This is a genomic window from Ruegeria sp. CDSC085, from assembly GCF_059610465.1.
Genome location: NZ_JBXWNR010000009.1, coordinates 25383 through 42829, shown reverse-complemented (window position 1 = coordinate 42829; position 17447 = coordinate 25383). Strand labels below are relative to the sequence as shown.

The following is a 17447-nucleotide window of genomic DNA, read 5'->3' as shown; positions in this document are numbered from 1 at the left end:
TTGAAGTGTATCGCGCTGAGAGGAAATGGCAAAAGCAATGAGCGGACAAAAACCTGTGAAACCCTCGCCTGATGGTCTGGCGGCATCAGTCAAAGCGGTCAATACCAACGGTTTACCGCCCGTTCATCTCTGGAATCCTCCGTTTTGCGGCGATCTGGACATCAAGATCGCAAAAGATGGCACTTGGAGTTATTTAGGCTCACCCATCAACCGTTTCGAGCTTGTGAAGCTTTTTTCCTCAATTCTTAAGAAGGAGGAGGGCAAATACTACCTCGTCACGCCTGTCGAGAAGGTGGGAATCACTGTCGAAGACGCGCCGTTTGTTGCTGTGGATTTCGACCGGGACGGGGATGGCAAGAACCAGTCTCTGACCTTCACAACCCATGTCGGCGACAGGGCCGTAGCCGGAGTTAACCATCCAATCCGGATTGTTATTGACCCGGAAACGGAAGAACCCTCACCCTACATATTGATCCGCGCCAACCTCGAAGCCCGCATAGATCGCAAAAGCTTCTACCGCCTCGTCGAGATCGGAACGCATCATGACGGCTGGTTTGGTGTTTGGTCAGGCGGGCAGTTCTTTGGCCTGATCCCCTCAGCCGACCTGAGCTGACCGGGGCGCGCGATCCTGTGCCAGCACGACAGCCAATGCAACAACGCCCGCACCCAGCGCACGGGTCCAGTTCCACTCGTCCCCTATCATCAGCATGATCAACATGACGTAGAACGGGGCAACATTGATGTGAAAAGAGGCCAATGCAACGCCCAGCTTGCCGACGGAGGTGATGAAAAATACCTGACTGAGACCCATGGAAATGAGCGCATAGATCATCAACATGCCTGCCTGTTGCACATCAAATGCAGTTGCAGGCTTCACTTCCATGCCAAATTGCGCCGATCCGAATATCAGCAGCGACGCCATAGCCAGTCCTCCGACAAAGGTGATCGTCGTACGCCCGGTCTGGCTGAGCTCGGGGAAGTCCCGGGCGGTTGCCATGCTCGCCCAGCAAAACAGCACCGTTGACACAACTGCACAGGCCGCGCCCAGGCCCAACTGTGCCGGAGCCAGAGCGCTGGTGGCGATCAGCCCGCCGACAATCGACACAAGTACGCCCAGCGCAAAGTTCCACTTCAACCGGCGTGTACCAGCAGCCAATTCAAGCAATGTGGCCACCAAGGGCGCGCAAGAGACGATGATTGCCACCGTCACCGGGTCGGTCAGCTTTTGCGCTACGATCAGCAGGAACATTCCCAACCCAATCCCAAAGCCACCGACGATCATTGCATGACCCCAGCGGGCCGAAACAACCCGGTGCGGTCCGTCCATGATCACCCAGACCGGCACCATCACCAATACGGCCAGCGCCAGTCGCGCGGCCAACAAGGCAACGGGCGGCCATGTTTGCAACAGCACTTCGGCCGCCGGAAACCCGGCCGCCCAGGTCAGCATCGAGGCCACGGCCAACCCGTTGCCCGACAAGGCAGAATACTGCCCCGCGGACGCAGAAAGGCTGTTCCCACGTACGGGGTCTGGGCTCATCGCCATCGTTTCGAACCTTCTATTGGCACGGCGCCGGAAAAATGATTCGCCGTGATACCAAAAGCGTTTCCGATTTCATTGGTTCGATCTGGTCGAATTTCGACAAACTGTCGTTTTCTGTCACTTTCACAGAAACCTGTGCGCGGATATGGTCGGCCCACCAGCTTTCCAAGGGCCGCCATGCCAAAATTCGCCGCGAATATCTCTTTGCTCTTTGCCGAACTTCCGTATCTGGACCGGTTTCGGGCAGCCGCAGACGCCGGGTTCCAAGCGGTCGAGATTCTCTTTCCCTACGAACTTGCGGCAAAAGAAACCCAACGTGCCTTGGTGGCCAACGGGCTCGATTTGGTTCTGATCAACGCCCCTCCGCCGAATTATACCGGCGGCGCACCGGGTTATGCCGCCACCCCGGGCGGTGCTGCTCGGTTTCAGTCAGATATCCGCCGCGTTCTGCGTTATGCCGAAGTGCTGAAGCCGGGCTTCATTCACATCATGTCGGGATACGCCGTCGGGACGGATGCGATGGACTGCTTCGTGCACAACTTACAGTGGGCCGTCGATATCGCGCCGCACCAGGCTTTCACGATCGAACCCATCAATCCGATTTCCCAACCCGGTTATTTTCTGAACGACTATGATCTGGCGGCCGAGGTACTGGGCAGTGTGGATCGCCCGAATGTCGGTCTGCAATATGACAGTTTTCACGCGCAGATGATCCACGGCGACGCGTTGGCCGTCTGGGAGCGTTTTCACCCAAATGTTGTCCATGCCCAGATCGGGGCCGCCCCTGAACGTTCTGAACCGGGGCGCGGGCCCACGGATTTCGCGCAGCTTTTCGAGGCAATGGACGATACCGGTTATGTCGGTTGGGTCAGTGCCGAGTACACGCCTTCAACCACTCGAACGGCTGCGACCCTGGCATGGATGCGACGTTAACACCGGTCATCCGTCTGGAAATCGCTGCACGAATGGCGCACATATCGGGCGACCCGTTTTCGAGGATGTCCGATATGATCCCTGCCCGCTTTGCCCATGCCATCTTTGGACTGATCATGTCAGGCCTGATGTCGTGCATTGTCACCGGAATCGCCACAGTCAAAGCAGTGGGGTTCCACCCTGAAACGCTTGGTGACTGGATGGCGTCCTGGGCCTTTTGCTGGCCCATCGCTTTCACGGTGATCCTGGTCCTTGGACCTTCGGTCAAACGTATGGTCGAAGGGTGGGTCAGGCCACGGGGCTGACCCAGCACCGCTAGTGCGCCTCGGCCCAGTTCGCACCCTGGCCGGCATCCACATTCAGCTTCACATCCAGCCTCACCGCCGGGTCGGACGCACCTTCCATCACGTCGCGCGCCACGTCGATCAGCGGATCCACCGCGTCTTCGGCCACTTCGAACAACAATTCGTCATGGACCTGCAACAGCATTTTGGCGGGCAGCCCATTGATCGCACCCGGCATTCGAACCATCGCGCGCCGGATCACATCCGCCGCCGTGCCCTGAATCGGTGCGTTGATCGCCGCCCGACGCGAAAAGCCGGCATGTGGCCCCTTGGCGTTGATCTCGGGCGTGTGGATTTTGCGCCCGAACAGGGTTTGGACATAGCCGTGCTCTTTGGCAAATGTCACCGTGTCATCCATATACTGGCGAATGCCCGGGAAGCGTTCGAAATAGCGGTCGATGAATCCCTGTGCCTCGGCCCGCGGGATGCGCAGGTTGCGTGCCAGGCCGAAGCCCGAGATGCCATAGATCACGCCAAAGTTGATCGCCTTGGCCTGACGACGGATATCCGGCGTCATCTCATCCAGCGGCACGTCGAACATCTCGGACGCCGTCATCGCGTGAATGTCCAGCCCATCCGCAAACGCCTGTTTCAGGGCCGGGATGTCGGCGATATGCGCCAGGATGCGCAGCTCGATCTGGCTGTAGTCGAGACTGACCAGCACATTGCCCGGCTCGGCCACGAAGGCCTCGCGGATGCGGCGGCCCTCCTCGGTGCGCACCGGGATGTTCTGCAGGTTGGGATCAGTCGAAGCCAGACGCCCCGTATTCGCCCCGGTGATAGCATAAGACGTATGTACCCGGCCCGTGTCCGGGTTGATATGGGTCTGTAGCGCGTCTGTATAAGTCGATTTCAGCTTGGACAGCTGGCGCCAGTCCAGGACCCGGCGCGGCAATTCATGCTCAGTCGCCAGATCTTCCAGCACATCGGCGCCGGTCGAATACTTGCCGGTCTTTCCCTTCTTGCCGCCCTCAAGGCCCATCTTGTCGAAAAGGATCTCGCCCAATTGCGCGGGCGAGCCGACGTTGAAGGTTTCTCCGGCCAGCTCGTGAATTTCAGCCTCTAAACCGGCCATTTTCTGTGCAAAAGCGTTGGACATACGGCTCAGCACATCGCGGTCGACCTTTATGCCGTGCATCTCCATTTCCGTCAGAACCGGCACCAGCGGGCGTTCAAGCGTCTCGTAGACAGTTGTCACCTGCACCCAGTGAAGCTGCGGCTTGAACAGTTTCCACAAGCGCAGGGTGATGTCGGCATCCTCGGCGGCATAGGCGGTGGCCTCGTCTATCGGCACCTTGTCGAAGGTGATCGCAGACTTGCCCGACCCTAGCAGCGGTTTGATCGGGATCGGTGTGTGTGTCAGGTATCTCTCGGACAATGTGTCCATCCCGTGCCCATGCTCGCCACCGTGCATGGCGTAGGACATCAGCATCGTATCATCGATGGGGGTCACATTGATGCCGTGACGCCTGAATATCTTGGCGTCGTATTTCATGTTCTGCCCGATTTTGAGGATCGAAGGGTCCTCTAGCATCGGTTTCAGTAGTGTCAGCGCCTCATCCAGCGGCATCTGCCCTTCAGCCAGCGCATCTGAGCCGAACAGATCATCCGCTGCGCCATCGCGATGGGTCAGCGGGATGTAACAGGCTTCTCCGGCCTCGACACACAGCGAAATACCGACCAGATCGGCAATCATTTCATTCAGACCGGTGGTTTCGGTATCCACCGCAACCCAGCCGCGCTCATGGGCCTGATCAATCCACTTTTGCAGAGCCACTGCATCACGGACACATTCATACTTCTCCGCGTCAAACGGAATCGCCTCGGCCTCAACTTCCTTGGCCGCAGGCACCGGTGCGTCGGCGATGACCGGTGCTTCGGCCCCCAGCTTGTCTGCAATCCGTTTGGTCAGTGTGCGAAACTCCATATCCGCCAGAAAACCCAGCAGGGTCTCTGCATCGGGCTCCCGCACTTCAAGGTCATCCAGCGTGAAATCCAGCGGCGTGTTCTCGTCCAACTGCACCAGTTTCTTAGATAGTTCGATCTGATCGCGCTTTTCGATCAGGGTTTGCCGGCGCTTGGGCTGTTTGATTTCTTCAGCACGGTCCAGCAGTGTTTCCAGATCACCGTATTCGTTGATCAGAAGGGCAGCCGTCTTGACCCCGATGCCCGGAGCGCCCGGCACGTTGTCAACGGAGTCGCCGGCCAGCGCCTGAACATCCACAACGCGCTCGGGGCCAACTCCAAACTTCTCGATCACCCCGTCCCGATCAATACGCTTGTTCTTCATCGCATCGAGCATCTCGACACCGTCACCGACCAACTGCATCAAATCCTTGTCGGAACTTACGATGGTCACGCGCCCCCCTGCCTCGCGCGCTTGCACGGTGAGAGTGGCGATGATGTCGTCTGCCTCATAACCTTCGAGTTCCCTGCAGGCGATGTTGAACGCTTTTGTCGCCTCACGGGTCAGCGGTATTTGCGGGCGCAGGTCCTCGGGCATCGCTTCGCGATTAGCCTTGTAAAGGTCGTACAGATCATTCCGGAATGTGTGCGAGCCCTTGTCGAATACCACCGCCACATGGGTCGGTGCATCCGGCCCGGCGTTCCCTTCGACATATTTTTGAAGCATGTTGCAGAACCCGGACACCGCCCCAATCGGCAAACCATCCGACTTGCGGGTCAGCGGTGGCAGCGCGTGATAGGCCCTGAAAATAAAAGCCGATCCGTCGATCAGATGCAGGTGACACCCTTTTCCGAATTTGCTCATGCGCGCGCTCCCTATCGGTCAGGGACGGTTCTGCCACAGGGTCGCGCGGCTGACCAGCCAAGAACGCAGCCTAACCGCCAAACAGCCCCGAGAAGACGTCAGAGAAACTGTTCAGCAAAGCCATGATTACCAACACGCCAAGGAAAGCAAAAAATGCAAAGGCAAAGAACTGAAAAAGGATTGCCCCCGTGCCGATAACCATTCCGGCGATGGCGGGGCGCCGCTTTTCGTGACGCAGGATGCCAACGACCGAGATGACGATCGCAAGACCGCCAAGCATGGCGACACCGATCCGCAGGAAATCATCCAGATCGCGGGCGCGTGCAACAGGCTCGGGTTGTTCCATCCCCGCGGCGGCCCTTAGGGTCGATTTGCCGATCTCGGCCGCCAGTTCGCCCAGCGACACACCCGCAGTCTGCTGAGGTACAAAGGGCCCCGCCCAGAATACGAACAACGCAGCAAACAACGCCAAAGACGCGATGCAGAACCCAACCCAGCCGAAAACCGGGTTAACATTGTCAGTGGCCGAGATTCCGGTCATCACGTATCCCTGCTTTGGTTGCGCCAAAGCACTAACATGAAAACCGAGGCAAGATTTGGGCAAAACCCGGTTAGTCGGGCAATCAGCCCTGTTCGGTACCCTTCAGCACATATTTACAATCGCAATACGGGCATTCGACCCAGCCTGTATCCTCGGGGATTTGCAGCCAGACGCGCGGATGGCCCAATGCGCCTTCGCCGCCGTCACAGGCGACACGGTCGGTTTCGACGATCTTGGTTTCCGGCGCTTCGATGGTCACGGCTAGCGATCCTTCTTCGGTTGTCGGCCTCGCGGGCATGCATTAGGTGCGTTTATGAGCGATGAGCAATCCGGGGGCAAGAGCCACATGAGCGATGCGGCAATCAGGATCGAAGGTCTGCGCAAGACCTATCGTGGCGGCAAGGGTCAGCCTGAGAAACACGCGCTGAAAGGCATTGATTTGACTGTTCCCAGGGGTTCTGTTTTTGGACTTCTGGGCCCGAATGGCGCCGGGAAATCGACCCTGATCAATATTCTCGCCGGGTTGGTGGTGAAGTCTTCGGGCCGTGTATCGATCTGGGGTTTCGATCAGGATCAGAATCCGCGACAGTCCCGCGCCGCGATTGGTGTCATGCCGCAAGAACTGAACCTTGACCCGTTCTTCACACCGCGTGGTGCCTTGGAAGTACAGGCAGGCCTGTACGGCGTTCCGAAATCCGAACGCCGCAGCGATGAAATCCTTGAACTGGTCGGCCTCAGCGACAAGGCCGAGGCCTATGCCCGCACGCTGTCGGGCGGGATGCGGCGGCGGCTGCTACTGGCCAAGGCGCTGGTCCATCACCCCAAAATCCTGGTGTTGGACGAACCCACGGCAGGCGTGGATATCGAACTGCGTCAGATGCTGTGGGCCAATGTGCGGAAGCTGAACGAACAGGGTATGACGATTATCCTGACCACCCACTATCTGGAAGAAGCGCAAGAGATGTGTGACGAAATCGCCATCATCAACCACGGCGAAAAGATCGCTCAGGACAGTACCGCAAATCTGCTGGGGCGCATGGACAGCCGGACAATGGTGATTGTGCCGGACAGCCCAGTTACCGATTTGCCCACAGCAGAAGGCGTTGCGGCGACATTGCGCGATGATGGCAGCCTTGTACTGCAATATCGCAGCGCCCAGACCAGCGCCGAGCAGGTTCTGGAAGCCGTGCGCACCGCAGGTATTCGCATCCGCGACGTCCGCACTGAAGAAGCGGATCTGGAGGATGTGTTCCTGGCGCTGACATCCAGCCGCACAGGTGATGCCCCGATGGATGATCAGGATCAGCCACGCCGCGGGATGCACCGGGTCAAGCTTTAGGCGCGGTCTATTCGCGCCTGATAGCAGTTGTTTCGAGCAGACCGGACGTGAATGTAATCGACATCTGCGCGGGCAAAGATGTCCGCCACTTTTGCGCCGATCTGGTCGCTGAGCGTGATCGCCCCGGTGCCATAGACGATCCTGTCATCCGCACCGTAACCCTTGATCAGGTATTCGGACGAGGAGGTCAGAATCTCGGGCAGCGTGTCTCCCTCATACCGGTCGCACGGCGTGGCACACAGAAAGATCGGTCCGGTTTCAGCATAGGGATGTGTCTCTAAAAAAGGCCGATGTGCCAGTATCAGCATATTTTCGCCTTCGGGAATGTTCTGCAAGCAATGGCGACACGGGTTGCCGGCGCCCGTCGAAAAGGCGCGTTCCGGCGTTGAACCATACGCATCCGGGCCACCTGCCTGAAGGTCGCGGACTTCGTCGGTTGGCAGAGCGGTGATTTTGAACATCTCAGGTCTCCTTTTTCCCGACACTGCCCATCCGACCAAACCCAATCGACCCGTTTCCTGCGCAAAGGACTCGAAAAAGAACAAAACGTGAATATAATATGGAATCGTCATGTATGCCGAGCTGTCGATCACGTCGAATTTCACCTTCCTCACCGGGGCGTCCCACCCCGAGGAGTATATGGAGCGTGCCGTCACCCTGGGCCTGCCCGCCATCGCCATCGCTGATGACAACTCGGTCGCAGGCATCGTCCGCGCCCAAACGCAGGCGCGCGAGATCACCCGCAAGGTGCGCGAACGGCTGGAGTGGGAGGCGCAGAACACCCTGATCGGCCCGCCTTGCCCCGGTCATATCCTCAAACCACCGTCCTATCCGATCCACGCGGTGCCACGGCTGATCCCGGCAGCCCGACTGATCTTTACCGACGCACCCACGGTCACCGCCCTGCCCCTGAACCGGCAGGGCTGGGCCAACCTGTGCCGCATCCTGTCCAAGGGCCGTCTGCGCGCCGAAAAAGGCGACTGCATCCTGCACCTGTCCGACCTGCTGGAGTTTTCCGACGGTCTCCACCTGCTGCTGTGGCCACAAACGGCCCGGTCTCCGGGAGGCGCGGGCACATGGCGGACACAAGCGCAACAGCTGACGCGCCGCTTTGCCGGGCGGATACATCTGTTGATGCACCCCCGGTATGACGGCGCAGATGGCATATATTTCTCTTTATTAGAGACTGAATCAAAGCAACTCAGCCTCCCCACACTCGCCAGCGCCGCACCGATGATGCATCACGGCACGCGCCGCAAGCTGGGTGATGTGCTCACCGCCATCCGCCTGCGCCGCAAGGTCGATGAGCTGGGCCGCGAGGCGCTTGCCAATGGCGAGCAACGCCTGCGGTCCGAGGCCGAGATGCTGCGCATTTTCAAAGGCTATGAGGGGGCTGTCGCCCGCGCGCATGAACTCAGCGAACAGCTCACATTCTCGCTGGATGAGCTGCGTTATGAGTACCCCAGCGAGGGCAGCGAACAGGAAACCCCGACCCAACGCCTGCATCGTTTGGCGCATGAGGGGCTGAAATGGCGCTATCCGGCGGGCGCGTCGGAGAAAGCAAAAAAGATGCTGGCGCATGAGCTCGCCCTGATCGGAAAGCTGAAATACGAACCCTATTTCCTGACCGTCCGCGACATCGTCCATTTCGCCCGCTCGCGCGGCATCCTGTGTCAGGGGCGCGGCTCAGCGGCCAACTCTGTCGTCTGTTTCTGTCTTGGCATCACTGAGGTCAGCCCCGAGATGGGCACCATGGTGTTCGAACGCTTCGTCTCCGAGGCGCGGGACGAGCCGCCCGACATCGACGTCGATTTCGAACATGAGCGCCGCGAAGAAGTGATCCAGCACATCTATGAACGCTATGGCCGCCACCGTGCGGGACTGTGCGCCACGGTGATCCATTATCGCGGCAAGCGCGCCATCCGCGAGGTGGGCCGCGCCATGGGGCTGACCGAAGACACGATTTCCGCCCTGTCTTCGCAGCTCTGGGGGTTCTTTTCCGCCGCAGGCCTTGAAGCCCAGCGCATGCGTGAAATCGGCCTCGATCCCGAAGATCGGCGGCTGAAACAGACTCTAATGCTGGTCTATGAAATCGACGGGTTTCCCCGTCACCTGTCCCAGCATGTGGGCGGCTTCATCATCACCGAGGGGCGGCTGGACGAACTTGTCCCCATCGAGAACGCCACGATGGAGGACCGCACGGTCATCTGCTGGGACAAAGACGACATCGACTCGCTGGGCATCCTCAAGGTCGATGTCCTCAGCCTCGGGATGCTCACATGCATCCGCAAGGCGTTTGATCTGATTGGCCAGCACCACCAGACCAGCTATACGCTGGCCACGCTGCCGCCCGAGGACCCGGCAGTTTATGACATGCTCTGCAAGGCAGACTCAGTGGGTGTGTTTCAGGTGGAATCACGTGCACAGATGAACTTTCTGCCCCGGATGCGGCCGCGCAATTTCTATGATCTGGTGATCGAGGTCGCCATCATCCGACCCGGCCCCATCCAGGGCGACATGGTCCACCCCTATATTCGGCGGCGAAATGGTGAGGAGGAGGTCAGCTTCCCCTCGGACGAACTGGGCGAGGTGTTGGGCAAGACGCTGGGCGTGCCGCTGTTTCAGGAACAGGCGATGCAGATCGCCATTGTCGGCGCGGGTTTCACCCCGGAACAGGCGGACCGGCTGCGCCGTTCGCTGGCGACGTTCAAGAAACACGGCAATGTCAGCGAATTCCGCGCGCTGTTCCTGCGTGGGATGAAACGCAACGGGTATGACGCCGAATTTGCCGAGCGTTGTTTCTCGCAGATCGAGGGGTTCGGGTCCTACGGCTTCCCCGAAAGCCACGCGGCCAGCTTTGCGCTGCTGGTCTATGCCAGCGCCTGGATCAAGTGCCACCATCCGGGGATTTTCGCCTGCGCGCTGCTGAATTCGCAGCCGATGGGGTTCTATGCCCCCGCCCAGATCGTGCGCGACGCGCGCGAGCATGGCGTGCAGGTGCGCCCGGTCTGCATCAATGCCAGCTTCTGGGACAACGTGATGGAGCCCGACGGCCACGGCGGGCTGGCCCTCCGGCTGGGCTTTCGCCAGATCAAGGGCCTCAGCGAAGAGGACGCCAGCTGGCTGACCGCCGCGCGCGGCAATGGCTACACCCAGGTCGAGGATGTCTGGCGCCGCGCCGGGCTGGGCCCGTCCGTGATCGAACGGCTGGCCGAGGCCGATGCCTTTTCCACCTGCGGCCTGACCCGGCGCGAGGCCTTGTGGCAGGCCAAGGCGATTGCCACTACCAAGCCTCTGCCGCTGTTCTCACAGGATCTGGAGGGCGAGGCGCTGGACGAGCCCGAAGCCTATCTGCCGCAAATGACGCTGGGCGAGCAGGTGGTCGAGGATTACGTCGCCACCCGCCTGAGCCTGCGCGCGCATCCGGTGGCCCTGCTGCGGCATCTGCTGACACCGGATGGGCGCGACAATACCACCTCTGTCACATAACGCCGGAACCGCCTATCTGCCAAAAACAGAGTCGAAAACAGGCCACCATGACCAGACCAACCCTTCCACCGCGCTTTCCCGCGACGCCCGAGCAGATCAACGCACAGGTTCGCGCCTTTTACGCCCGTGTGCGGCAGGACGCGGTACTTGGACCCGTATTCGCCAACCACGTCACCGACTGGTCCGCGCATGAGGAAAAGATCGCATCCTTCTGGCGCAACGCCATCCTGTTTGAACGCAGCTATGACGGCAATCCACAGCGGGTCCATATCGAACGACCAGATGTAAAGCCTGAATTCTTTGCCCATTGGCTGGACCTGTTCGAACAGGTCGCCACCCAGACCCTGCCTTCTGAAACCGCCACACCATGGGTCGCTCTGGCGCGTCGTATCGGTGTCGGCATGAAAGCGGGTGTTCAGTCTGCGCGCCAGCCCAAAGACGCGCCGCCAATCCTGCGATGATCTCAGATCATGGCGGCCATGCGATGTTAGCGGTAAAATTGGGGCTATTCGCGCCCTCGAAATAGGGTTAAGCAGAAAGAAAGACAGCCGGGAACTCCGCCCGCGCTGCTATGGCATATCGCCATCACACCAACATTGACCGGGGCCATGTCGATGAGCGCTCAAAACACCACCCTAAAGGGGCTTGGCTATGCATTTCTGGGCTTTGCCGTCTTTGCCAGCCACGACGCGCTGATCAAAGTGCTGGGCGGGACTTATTCGGTGCTGCAGATCATCTTTTTCGCCACACTGTTTTCCTTTGTGCCGATGGCCGTCACGATCCTGACCGACCGAACGACCGGGAACTTCCTGCCTCAACACCCCTGGCTGGTTCTGCTTCGCTCGGGCCTGATGGTCACGGCAATGTCCTGCGCGTTTTATTCCTTTTCCGTATTGCCACTGGCCGAAGTCTATTCGTTGCTGTTTTCTTTCCCATTGATCGTCACCGTTTTGTCGATCCCGATATTGGGTGAGGTGGTCCGCGCCCAGCGTTGGGCCGCGGTTGGCGTCGGCCTGATCGGCGTCCTGATCGTTCTGCGCCCCGGTACGACTGACATCACCCTTGGCCACCTCGCCGCCCTGACGGCTGCCTTCTGCAGCGCCTTTGCCTCGGTGCTTGTGCGCAAGATCGGAAATGAGGAACGCTCGGCCGTTCTGATCCTGTACCCGATGCTGCTGGCTATTGCTGTGATGAGCGTTGCCCAACCCGCCGTATATCAGCCGCCATCCCTGCTGCATCTGGCGATGATGGCGCTGGTTGGCGTATTTTCGGTGATCGCCCAGCACCTGATCATTCTGGCCTATCGGGCTGCGCCCGCAGGGGTCATTGCCCCCAGCCAGTACAGCCAGATCATCTGGGCGACGCTGTTTGGCATGATGTTCTTTGGCGAAACGCCCGACATGTGGGTCGCAGTCGGGGCCAGCATCATCATCGCTTCGGGTGTCTACGTTGTCTGGCGCGAAAGCCGGGCGAATACGACGTCGGTCAACACTCCGGTCCTGCGCGTGCGGTCGCCTCGATCAGATACAGGTGCGACACGGCCGGGAGATTAGACCCCAGGCGTCAGGTATCCTTGCATCTGATCTTGAGATCTCCGTTTGTACCGCTCTTATCACAGCGATCGATAGCACGTACCAAATCGCTCAGTCTTTTGTGCCCATAAGTTCGAGAGTCGAAATCCGGATACATCTTGCCTAATTGGCTTCCCACAAATGAAAGACTGGCCCAACCATCGGCTTCGTTCGTGTTTAGTACAACGTTCCGGATCAACTGGTATGCATGGTTCAGCTCATGCTTAGATTTTACGTCACCGGCTTTTTTGACCTGAGGCGCGCCAGCTTCAGGCTTCTCTATGTTTTCAATGTAAATGAATCGGTTGCATGCCGCGACAAACGCGCTTGGTGCCTTGCGCTCACCGATCCCAAACACATCCAAACCCTGTTCGCGGATACGACTGGCGAGACGGGTGAAATCACTGTCAGAGGACACCAATACAAATCCATTGAACCGGCCTGAATGCAGGATATCCATGGCGTCAATCACCAGCGCGATATCACTTGAATTCTTCTTTGATGTGTTGGCGAACTGCTGATGTGGAACGATAGCATATTCGGCCAGAGATTTGGCGTCCCACCCTTGGGGCGATCCATTGGAAAAATCCCCATAGATCCGCCTTAAACCCGCTTCGCCCAATGTTGCGATTTCTTCAAATATCTCGGCGGCATGTTTTGCGGACACGTTGTCCGCATCAATCAGAACCGCAAGGCGGTCCGTATTTCCTGGTATCACCTGAATTCCTCAACTCAAAATTTAATTCGTGTTAAGGAATGTATGAACGAAAAGAGGCGGACAAAAGCCCGCCCCGTACAAATATTTCAATTTGATCAGTAGACTACCACCGACCGGATGCTTTCGCCCTTATGCATCAGGTCGAAGCCGTTGTTGATGTCGTCCAGACCCATGGTGTGGGTGATCATCGGGTCGATCTCGATCTTGCCGTCCATGTACCAGTCGACGATCTTGGGCACATCCGTCCGGCCCCGCGCGCCGCCAAAGGCGGTGCCGCGCCAAGACCGCCCGGTCACCAGTTGGAACGGACGGGTCGAGATCTCGGCCCCAGCAGGTGCCACGCCGATGATGATCGATTCGCCCCATCCCTTGTGTGCCGATTCCAGTGCCGCGCGCATCACACCAACATTGCCGGTGGCATCAAAGGTGTAATCCGCGCCACCCTTGGTCAGGTTGACCAGATAAGGCACCAGATCACCTTCAACTTCGGACGGATTGACGAAATCGGTCATGCCGAACCTGGTGGCCATCTCAACCTTTGACGGGTTGAGGTCGACACCGACGATCTGGTCGGCCCCGGCCAGACGCAGGCCCTGAATGACGTTCAGGCCGATACCGCCCAGACCAAACACGATGGCGCGGCTGCCGATTTCCACTTTGGCGGTGTTGATCACCGCGCCGATCCCTGTGGTCACGCCGCAACCGATATAGCAGATCTTGTCGAAGGGTGCGTCCTCGCGCACCTTGGCCAGTGCGATTTCAGGCAGGACCGTGTGGTTCGAGAAGGTCGAGCAGCCCATGTAGTGTAGGATCGGATCGCCATCCAAGGTCGAAAAACGCGACGTCCCGTCGGGCATCAGCCCCTTGCCCTGAGTCTCACGGATCGCCTGGCACAGGTTGGTCTTGGGATGCAGGCAGTATTCACACTCGCGGCATTCCGGGGTGTAGAGCGGGATCACGTGATCCCCCGGCTTCAGGCTGGTGACGCCCGGGCCGACCTCGACCACTACGCCGGCGCCCTCGTGGCCCAGAATGGCTGGGAACAGGCCTTCGGGGTCGGCACCCGACAGGGTGAATTCGTCCGTATGGCAGATGCCAGTGGCCTTGATTTCAACCAGAACCTCGCCCGCCTTTGGGCCTTCTAGGTTCACGTCCATCACTTCCAAAGGTTTGCCCGCCTGTACGGCGACGGCAGCACGGGTACGCATGGTACTTTTCTCCCTGTCACTTTTGCCCCGACCCTGCGTCAAATACAGGGTGTTTTCAACTGTGCTTTCTTGGCAGGTTGGCTAATTATTTGATATTGCAGAAACGACATTGCCAGAATGAGGAACGCCAATGCACCGTTTTATCCCTATCTTGATCCTTCTGGCGGCCTGCGCAGACACAAGCATTCCGCAGGAAGTTGCCGCCACCTCAGAAGACGCACCTGTTGATCTGGCATTTTGCAAGGGCGAGCCCTTTGCCGAATCCGTCGGCCAGCCCGTTTCAGCGATTCAGGCCGATCTTCCCGAACGGTCTCGTGTCTTGGGCCCGGATGGCATCGCCACACAGGATTACCGTATCGACAGGCTGAACGTCTATGTGGACGGTGCCGGTGTTATTCAGCGTCTGACCTGTGGGTAAGCGTGGACTCGGCAGGTGATTCTCGAATAAGAACAAAATGAGAACATTTTGATGTCTGCCCGATGCCCAAACGCCGAATACTCTCGCTGTGGTTCCCCCGTCTAGGGGCCGAACGGCTGATCCGCGCTGCGCGGGGCCTGCATGGCGGACCTTTGGCCGTTGTGACCGAACAGTCGAACATGCAGGTCATCACCTCGCTGAACACCGAGGCACAGGCCGCTGGTCTGCGCGTGGGCCAGCCGGTACGCGATGCCCATGCCATGTGCGCCAGCCTGATCACCCGCCCCCGCAACGCCCCGACCGAGGCCGCGTTTCTGACCGCGCTGCGCCGCTGGGCGGGCAAGTTCAGCCCGTGGGTGGCTGAAGAGGCTCCGGACGGGTTGATCGTTGACCTGTCGGGTTGCGCCCATCTGTTCGGCGGTGAAGAGGCCTTGCTGGTCGTGCTTGAAACCGACTGTGCCGACATGGGCCTGAGCGTGCAGATGGGCATCGCCGACACGCTGGGCGCGGCCTGGGCGCTGGCCCGCTATGCCGGGCAAGAGGCCACATCCGATCGCAACGGTGATGCCATTGCCCAAGAGGCTCGCGCCACCCGCGCCCGGGCAAGCAAGCGGCGGCACTGGACCAAGGGCGGGGCCGCGCCACAGGCGATGGCGCTGGGCGGTGGCGCGCGGATTGCCGCGCCGGGACAGGCCTATGGCGCGCTCAGCCCTCTGCCCATTGCGGCGCTGCGGCTTGAAGATCAGGTTGTGGCGCAACTGAATCGTCTGGGCCTGCGCCGGATCGGAGACTTGCTGGGACAGCCGCGTGCCAGTTTGGCACGGCGGTTCGGCCGCGGGCTGGTGCTGCGCGTGGATCAAGCGGTGGGCAGCGCACCCGAGCCGGTCTCGCCCGCCCGTCCGCCACATCACTTTGCGGTGCGGATGACTCTACCCAACCCGATTGGCTTGGTCGAAGACGTGATGGCTGCCGTCGATCGTATTCTGCCAACGCTCTGCACCAAGCTGGAAGAGAAGGGGCGCGGGGTCCGCACGCTGCGTCTGGAAGCCCACCGGGCCGATCAGGCCGCTGAGGTTATCGAGATTGGCCTGGCACGTCCGACCTATGACAAAAATCGCATTCGCCCATTGTTAGAGATGAAAATTGACAAGATCGACGCAGGCTATGGCATCGACATGCTGCGGCTTGAGGCGATCCAGACGGAACCCATCCATGCCCGCACCATCGCCGGTCATGCCGAAGCGCGCCGTGTGGCCCGTAACCGGCTTGAGGGCAATACAGCGGTGGATGATCTGATCGGCAAGCTGGGCGCACGGGTGGGGCTGGATGCAATCACGCGGCGGCACCCGGCGGCCTCTCATATCCCCGAGAAAACGGCGCAAACGCTGGCAGCCGCATGGTCGGAACCCGCGCGCGACTGGCCTGCCCCACCGCGCCCCCGGCCTTTGCAGATGTGGCAGCCCGAACCCGTGATGGCGCCGGAAACCCCGAATGTGCCCTGCACCTTTCGCTGGCGCGGGCGCGACTGGCAACTGGCGCAGGCCACAGGCCCGGAACGTATCGCGCCGGAATGGTGGCTGGATGACCCCAACTGGCGCAGCGGGGTGCGCGATTACTGGGTGGTGGTGACAGAACAGGGGGAACGACTATGGTTGTTCTACGGGCACGGAGGCACGATGTCCGCAGGCTGGTTCTGTCAGGGACAGTTTTGTTAGAGTCTATTTTCCACGAAAAACCAGCAGGTCCGGCAGGTAGTCAATCAGACGAATGAGCCAGGAAAACGGTGCCGGAAAATCAGTACGGAAACGGCGGTGAGACATCGCCTTGACCACGCGATCCGCCGCATCCTCGGGCGTCATCAACATCGGCATCTTGAAGCTGTTCTTTTCGGTCAATCGGGTCTTGATGAAGCCGGGATTGACGATACGCACTGTCACGCCAGTACCCGCCAGATCATGCCGCATCGTCTCGGCCAGCGAAATCAGCGCGGCCTTGCTGGCGCCATACCCTATCGCCGCGGGCAACCCGTGATACCCGGCCAGAGATCCGATCAGAGTAACCTCTCCCTGGCCCGCCCGGACAAAACCCGGAACAGTTTCACCCAGAACCCGCAGCGCACCCAGATAGTTCACATCGCTCATCCTGAGGGACGCCTCGGTGTCCCATTCGGCCGAACGCATAGGATCATACGCACCGGCATTATAGACCAGCCCATCGATATGCCCCACCTCAGCAAAAGCAGAGCGAACAGAGTCTAAATCGGTCACATCGCACCAGATCGCGCGCGAATCCGGCAATTCTGAACACATCTCGGACAACCGCTCCAAATTGCGCGCCGACAGGATCAGGGACGCACCTTTTCGGCTGAGCGCCTGCGCCAAAGCGCGGCCCAGACCTTCGCTTGCGCCGATGATCCAAATGGTTTTCCCGTCAAATTTGCTCATGTGTGGGCCGTTTCACTTGTGTGTCACAATAATACGACTTCGCATCCGCGTTGGATCAAAACGGTGGCGCAATTCGCGGAATCTCAAACCAGAAGTCACGAAGTAGTGCATCTGCTAAAAATTTCCAAT

General features: G+C 59.5%; 17 protein-coding genes. 9 read left to right on the top strand and 8 right to left on the bottom strand.

The window, feature by feature from the left end:
• The first annotated feature begins 37 nt into the window (after window positions 1-37).
• Entirely contained in the window at window positions 38-613 is a 576-nt protein-coding gene (locus AC2FJB_RS14000) for a DUF1285 domain-containing protein (protein ID WP_496718854.1), read from the top strand.
• Here the strand turns inward: AC2FJB_RS14000 and AC2FJB_RS13995 are convergent.
• A complete protein-coding gene (locus tag AC2FJB_RS13995; protein ID WP_496818514.1) occupies window positions 596-1546 on the bottom strand; it encodes a DMT family transporter in 951 nt (316 codons plus the stop codon). The two genes, AC2FJB_RS14000 and AC2FJB_RS13995, sit on opposite strands and share 18 nt — an antisense overlap.
• Before the next feature lie 174 nt (window positions 1547-1720).
• Between AC2FJB_RS13995 and AC2FJB_RS13990 the strand changes: the two genes are divergently transcribed.
• Together AC2FJB_RS13990 and AC2FJB_RS13985 are read left to right on the top strand one after the other, a co-directional pair.
• Window positions 1721-2476 (top strand): hydroxypyruvate isomerase family protein, encoded by a 756-nt coding sequence (locus AC2FJB_RS13990; protein WP_496718851.1) that lies wholly within the window; start codon window positions 1721-1723, stop codon window positions 2474-2476.
• Window positions 2461-2781, top strand: coding sequence for a DUF2798 domain-containing protein (locus tag AC2FJB_RS13985; RefSeq protein WP_496674497.1), 321 nt, complete (start codon window positions 2461-2463; stop codon window positions 2779-2781). Before AC2FJB_RS13990 ends, AC2FJB_RS13985 begins: the two co-directional genes overlap by 16 nt.
• Before the next feature lie 10 nt (window positions 2782-2791).
• Here the strand turns inward: AC2FJB_RS13985 and polA are convergent, their stop codons facing one another.
• The 3 genes from polA to AC2FJB_RS13970 form a co-directional block, all read right to left on the bottom strand.
• A complete protein-coding gene (polA, locus tag AC2FJB_RS13980) occupies window positions 2792-5590 on the bottom strand; it encodes a DNA polymerase I (protein WP_496718850.1) in 2799 nt (932 codons plus the stop codon).
• Between the two features lie 70 nt (window positions 5591-5660).
• On the bottom strand, window positions 5661-6131 hold the full coding sequence (locus AC2FJB_RS13975) for a hypothetical protein (protein WP_496818511.1): 471 nt from the start codon (window positions 6129-6131) through the stop codon (window positions 5661-5663).
• Window positions 6132-6213: 82 nt separating this feature from the next.
• Window positions 6214-6390: a zinc-finger domain-containing protein gene (locus AC2FJB_RS13970; protein ID WP_299899654.1), complete on the bottom strand. Its 177-nt coding sequence runs from the start codon at window positions 6388-6390 to the stop codon at window positions 6214-6216.
• Between the two features lie 87 nt (window positions 6391-6477).
• Here AC2FJB_RS13970 and AC2FJB_RS13965 point away from each other — a divergent pair, with 87 nt between their 5' ends.
• Window positions 6478-7470, top strand: a complete 993-nt coding sequence (locus tag AC2FJB_RS13965) for an ABC transporter ATP-binding protein (protein ID WP_117871611.1) — start codon at window positions 6478-6480, stop codon at window positions 7468-7470.
• On the opposite strand, the gene AC2FJB_RS13960 is transcribed toward AC2FJB_RS13965, so the two are convergent.
• Entirely contained in the window at window positions 7467-7931 is a 465-nt protein-coding gene (locus tag AC2FJB_RS13960) for a DUF1203 domain-containing protein (RefSeq protein WP_496718847.1), read from the bottom strand. The genes AC2FJB_RS13965 and AC2FJB_RS13960 overlap by 4 nt on opposite strands.
• A 109-nt stretch (window positions 7932-8040) precedes the next feature.
• Here AC2FJB_RS13960 and AC2FJB_RS13955 point away from each other — a divergent pair, with 109 nt between their 5' ends.
• The 3 genes from AC2FJB_RS13955 to AC2FJB_RS13945 all read left to right on the top strand — a co-directional run bounded on the left by AC2FJB_RS13955 (window position 8041) and on the right by AC2FJB_RS13945 (window position 12512).
• The gene (locus AC2FJB_RS13955) at window positions 8041-10959 is read left to right on the top strand and encodes an error-prone DNA polymerase (protein ID WP_496718846.1); all 2919 of its coding nucleotides are present in this window, start codon (window positions 8041-8043) and stop codon (window positions 10957-10959) included.
• A 47-nt stretch (window positions 10960-11006) separates the two neighbouring features.
• On the top strand, window positions 11007-11420 hold the full coding sequence (locus AC2FJB_RS13950; protein WP_299899658.1) for a group III truncated hemoglobin: 414 nt from the start codon (window positions 11007-11009) through the stop codon (window positions 11418-11420).
• A gap of 153 nt (window positions 11421-11573) precedes the next feature.
• Window positions 11574-12512: a DMT family transporter gene (locus tag AC2FJB_RS13945; protein ID WP_496718845.1), complete on the top strand. Its 939-nt coding sequence runs from the start codon at window positions 11574-11576 to the stop codon at window positions 12510-12512.
• 10 nt (window positions 12513-12522) lie between these two features.
• Here the strand turns inward: AC2FJB_RS13945 and AC2FJB_RS13940 are convergent, their stop codons facing one another.
• Window positions 12523-13245: an NYN domain-containing protein gene (locus AC2FJB_RS13940; protein ID WP_496718952.1), complete on the bottom strand. Its 723-nt coding sequence runs from the start codon at window positions 13243-13245 to the stop codon at window positions 12523-12525.
• A gap of 98 nt (window positions 13246-13343) precedes the next feature.
• Complete coding sequence (locus tag AC2FJB_RS13935; protein WP_496718844.1) at window positions 13344-14456, bottom strand: S-(hydroxymethyl)glutathione dehydrogenase/class III alcohol dehydrogenase; 1113 nt, start codon at window positions 14454-14456, stop codon at window positions 13344-13346.
• A 130-nt stretch (window positions 14457-14586) separates the two neighbouring features.
• On the opposite strand from AC2FJB_RS13935, the gene AC2FJB_RS13930 reads away from it, so the two are divergent.
• Together AC2FJB_RS13930 and AC2FJB_RS13925 are read left to right on the top strand one after the other, a co-directional pair.
• A complete protein-coding gene (locus AC2FJB_RS13930; RefSeq protein WP_117871601.1) occupies window positions 14587-14874 on the top strand; it encodes an I78 family peptidase inhibitor in 288 nt (95 codons plus the stop codon).
• Window positions 14875-14936: 62 nt separating this feature from the next.
• Window positions 14937-16589 carry a Y-family DNA polymerase gene (locus tag AC2FJB_RS13925; protein ID WP_496718843.1) on the top strand — a complete coding sequence of 551 codons (1653 nt, stop codon included), beginning with the start codon at window positions 14937-14939 and terminating at the stop codon, window positions 16587-16589.
• Window positions 16590-16592: 3 nt separating this feature from the next.
• On the opposite strand, the gene AC2FJB_RS13920 is transcribed toward AC2FJB_RS13925, so the two are convergent.
• The gene (locus AC2FJB_RS13920) at window positions 16593-17318 is read right to left on the bottom strand and encodes an SDR family NAD(P)-dependent oxidoreductase (protein ID WP_496718841.1); all 726 of its coding nucleotides are present in this window, start codon (window positions 17316-17318) and stop codon (window positions 16593-16595) included.
• Window positions 17319-17447 lie beyond the last annotated feature (129 nt).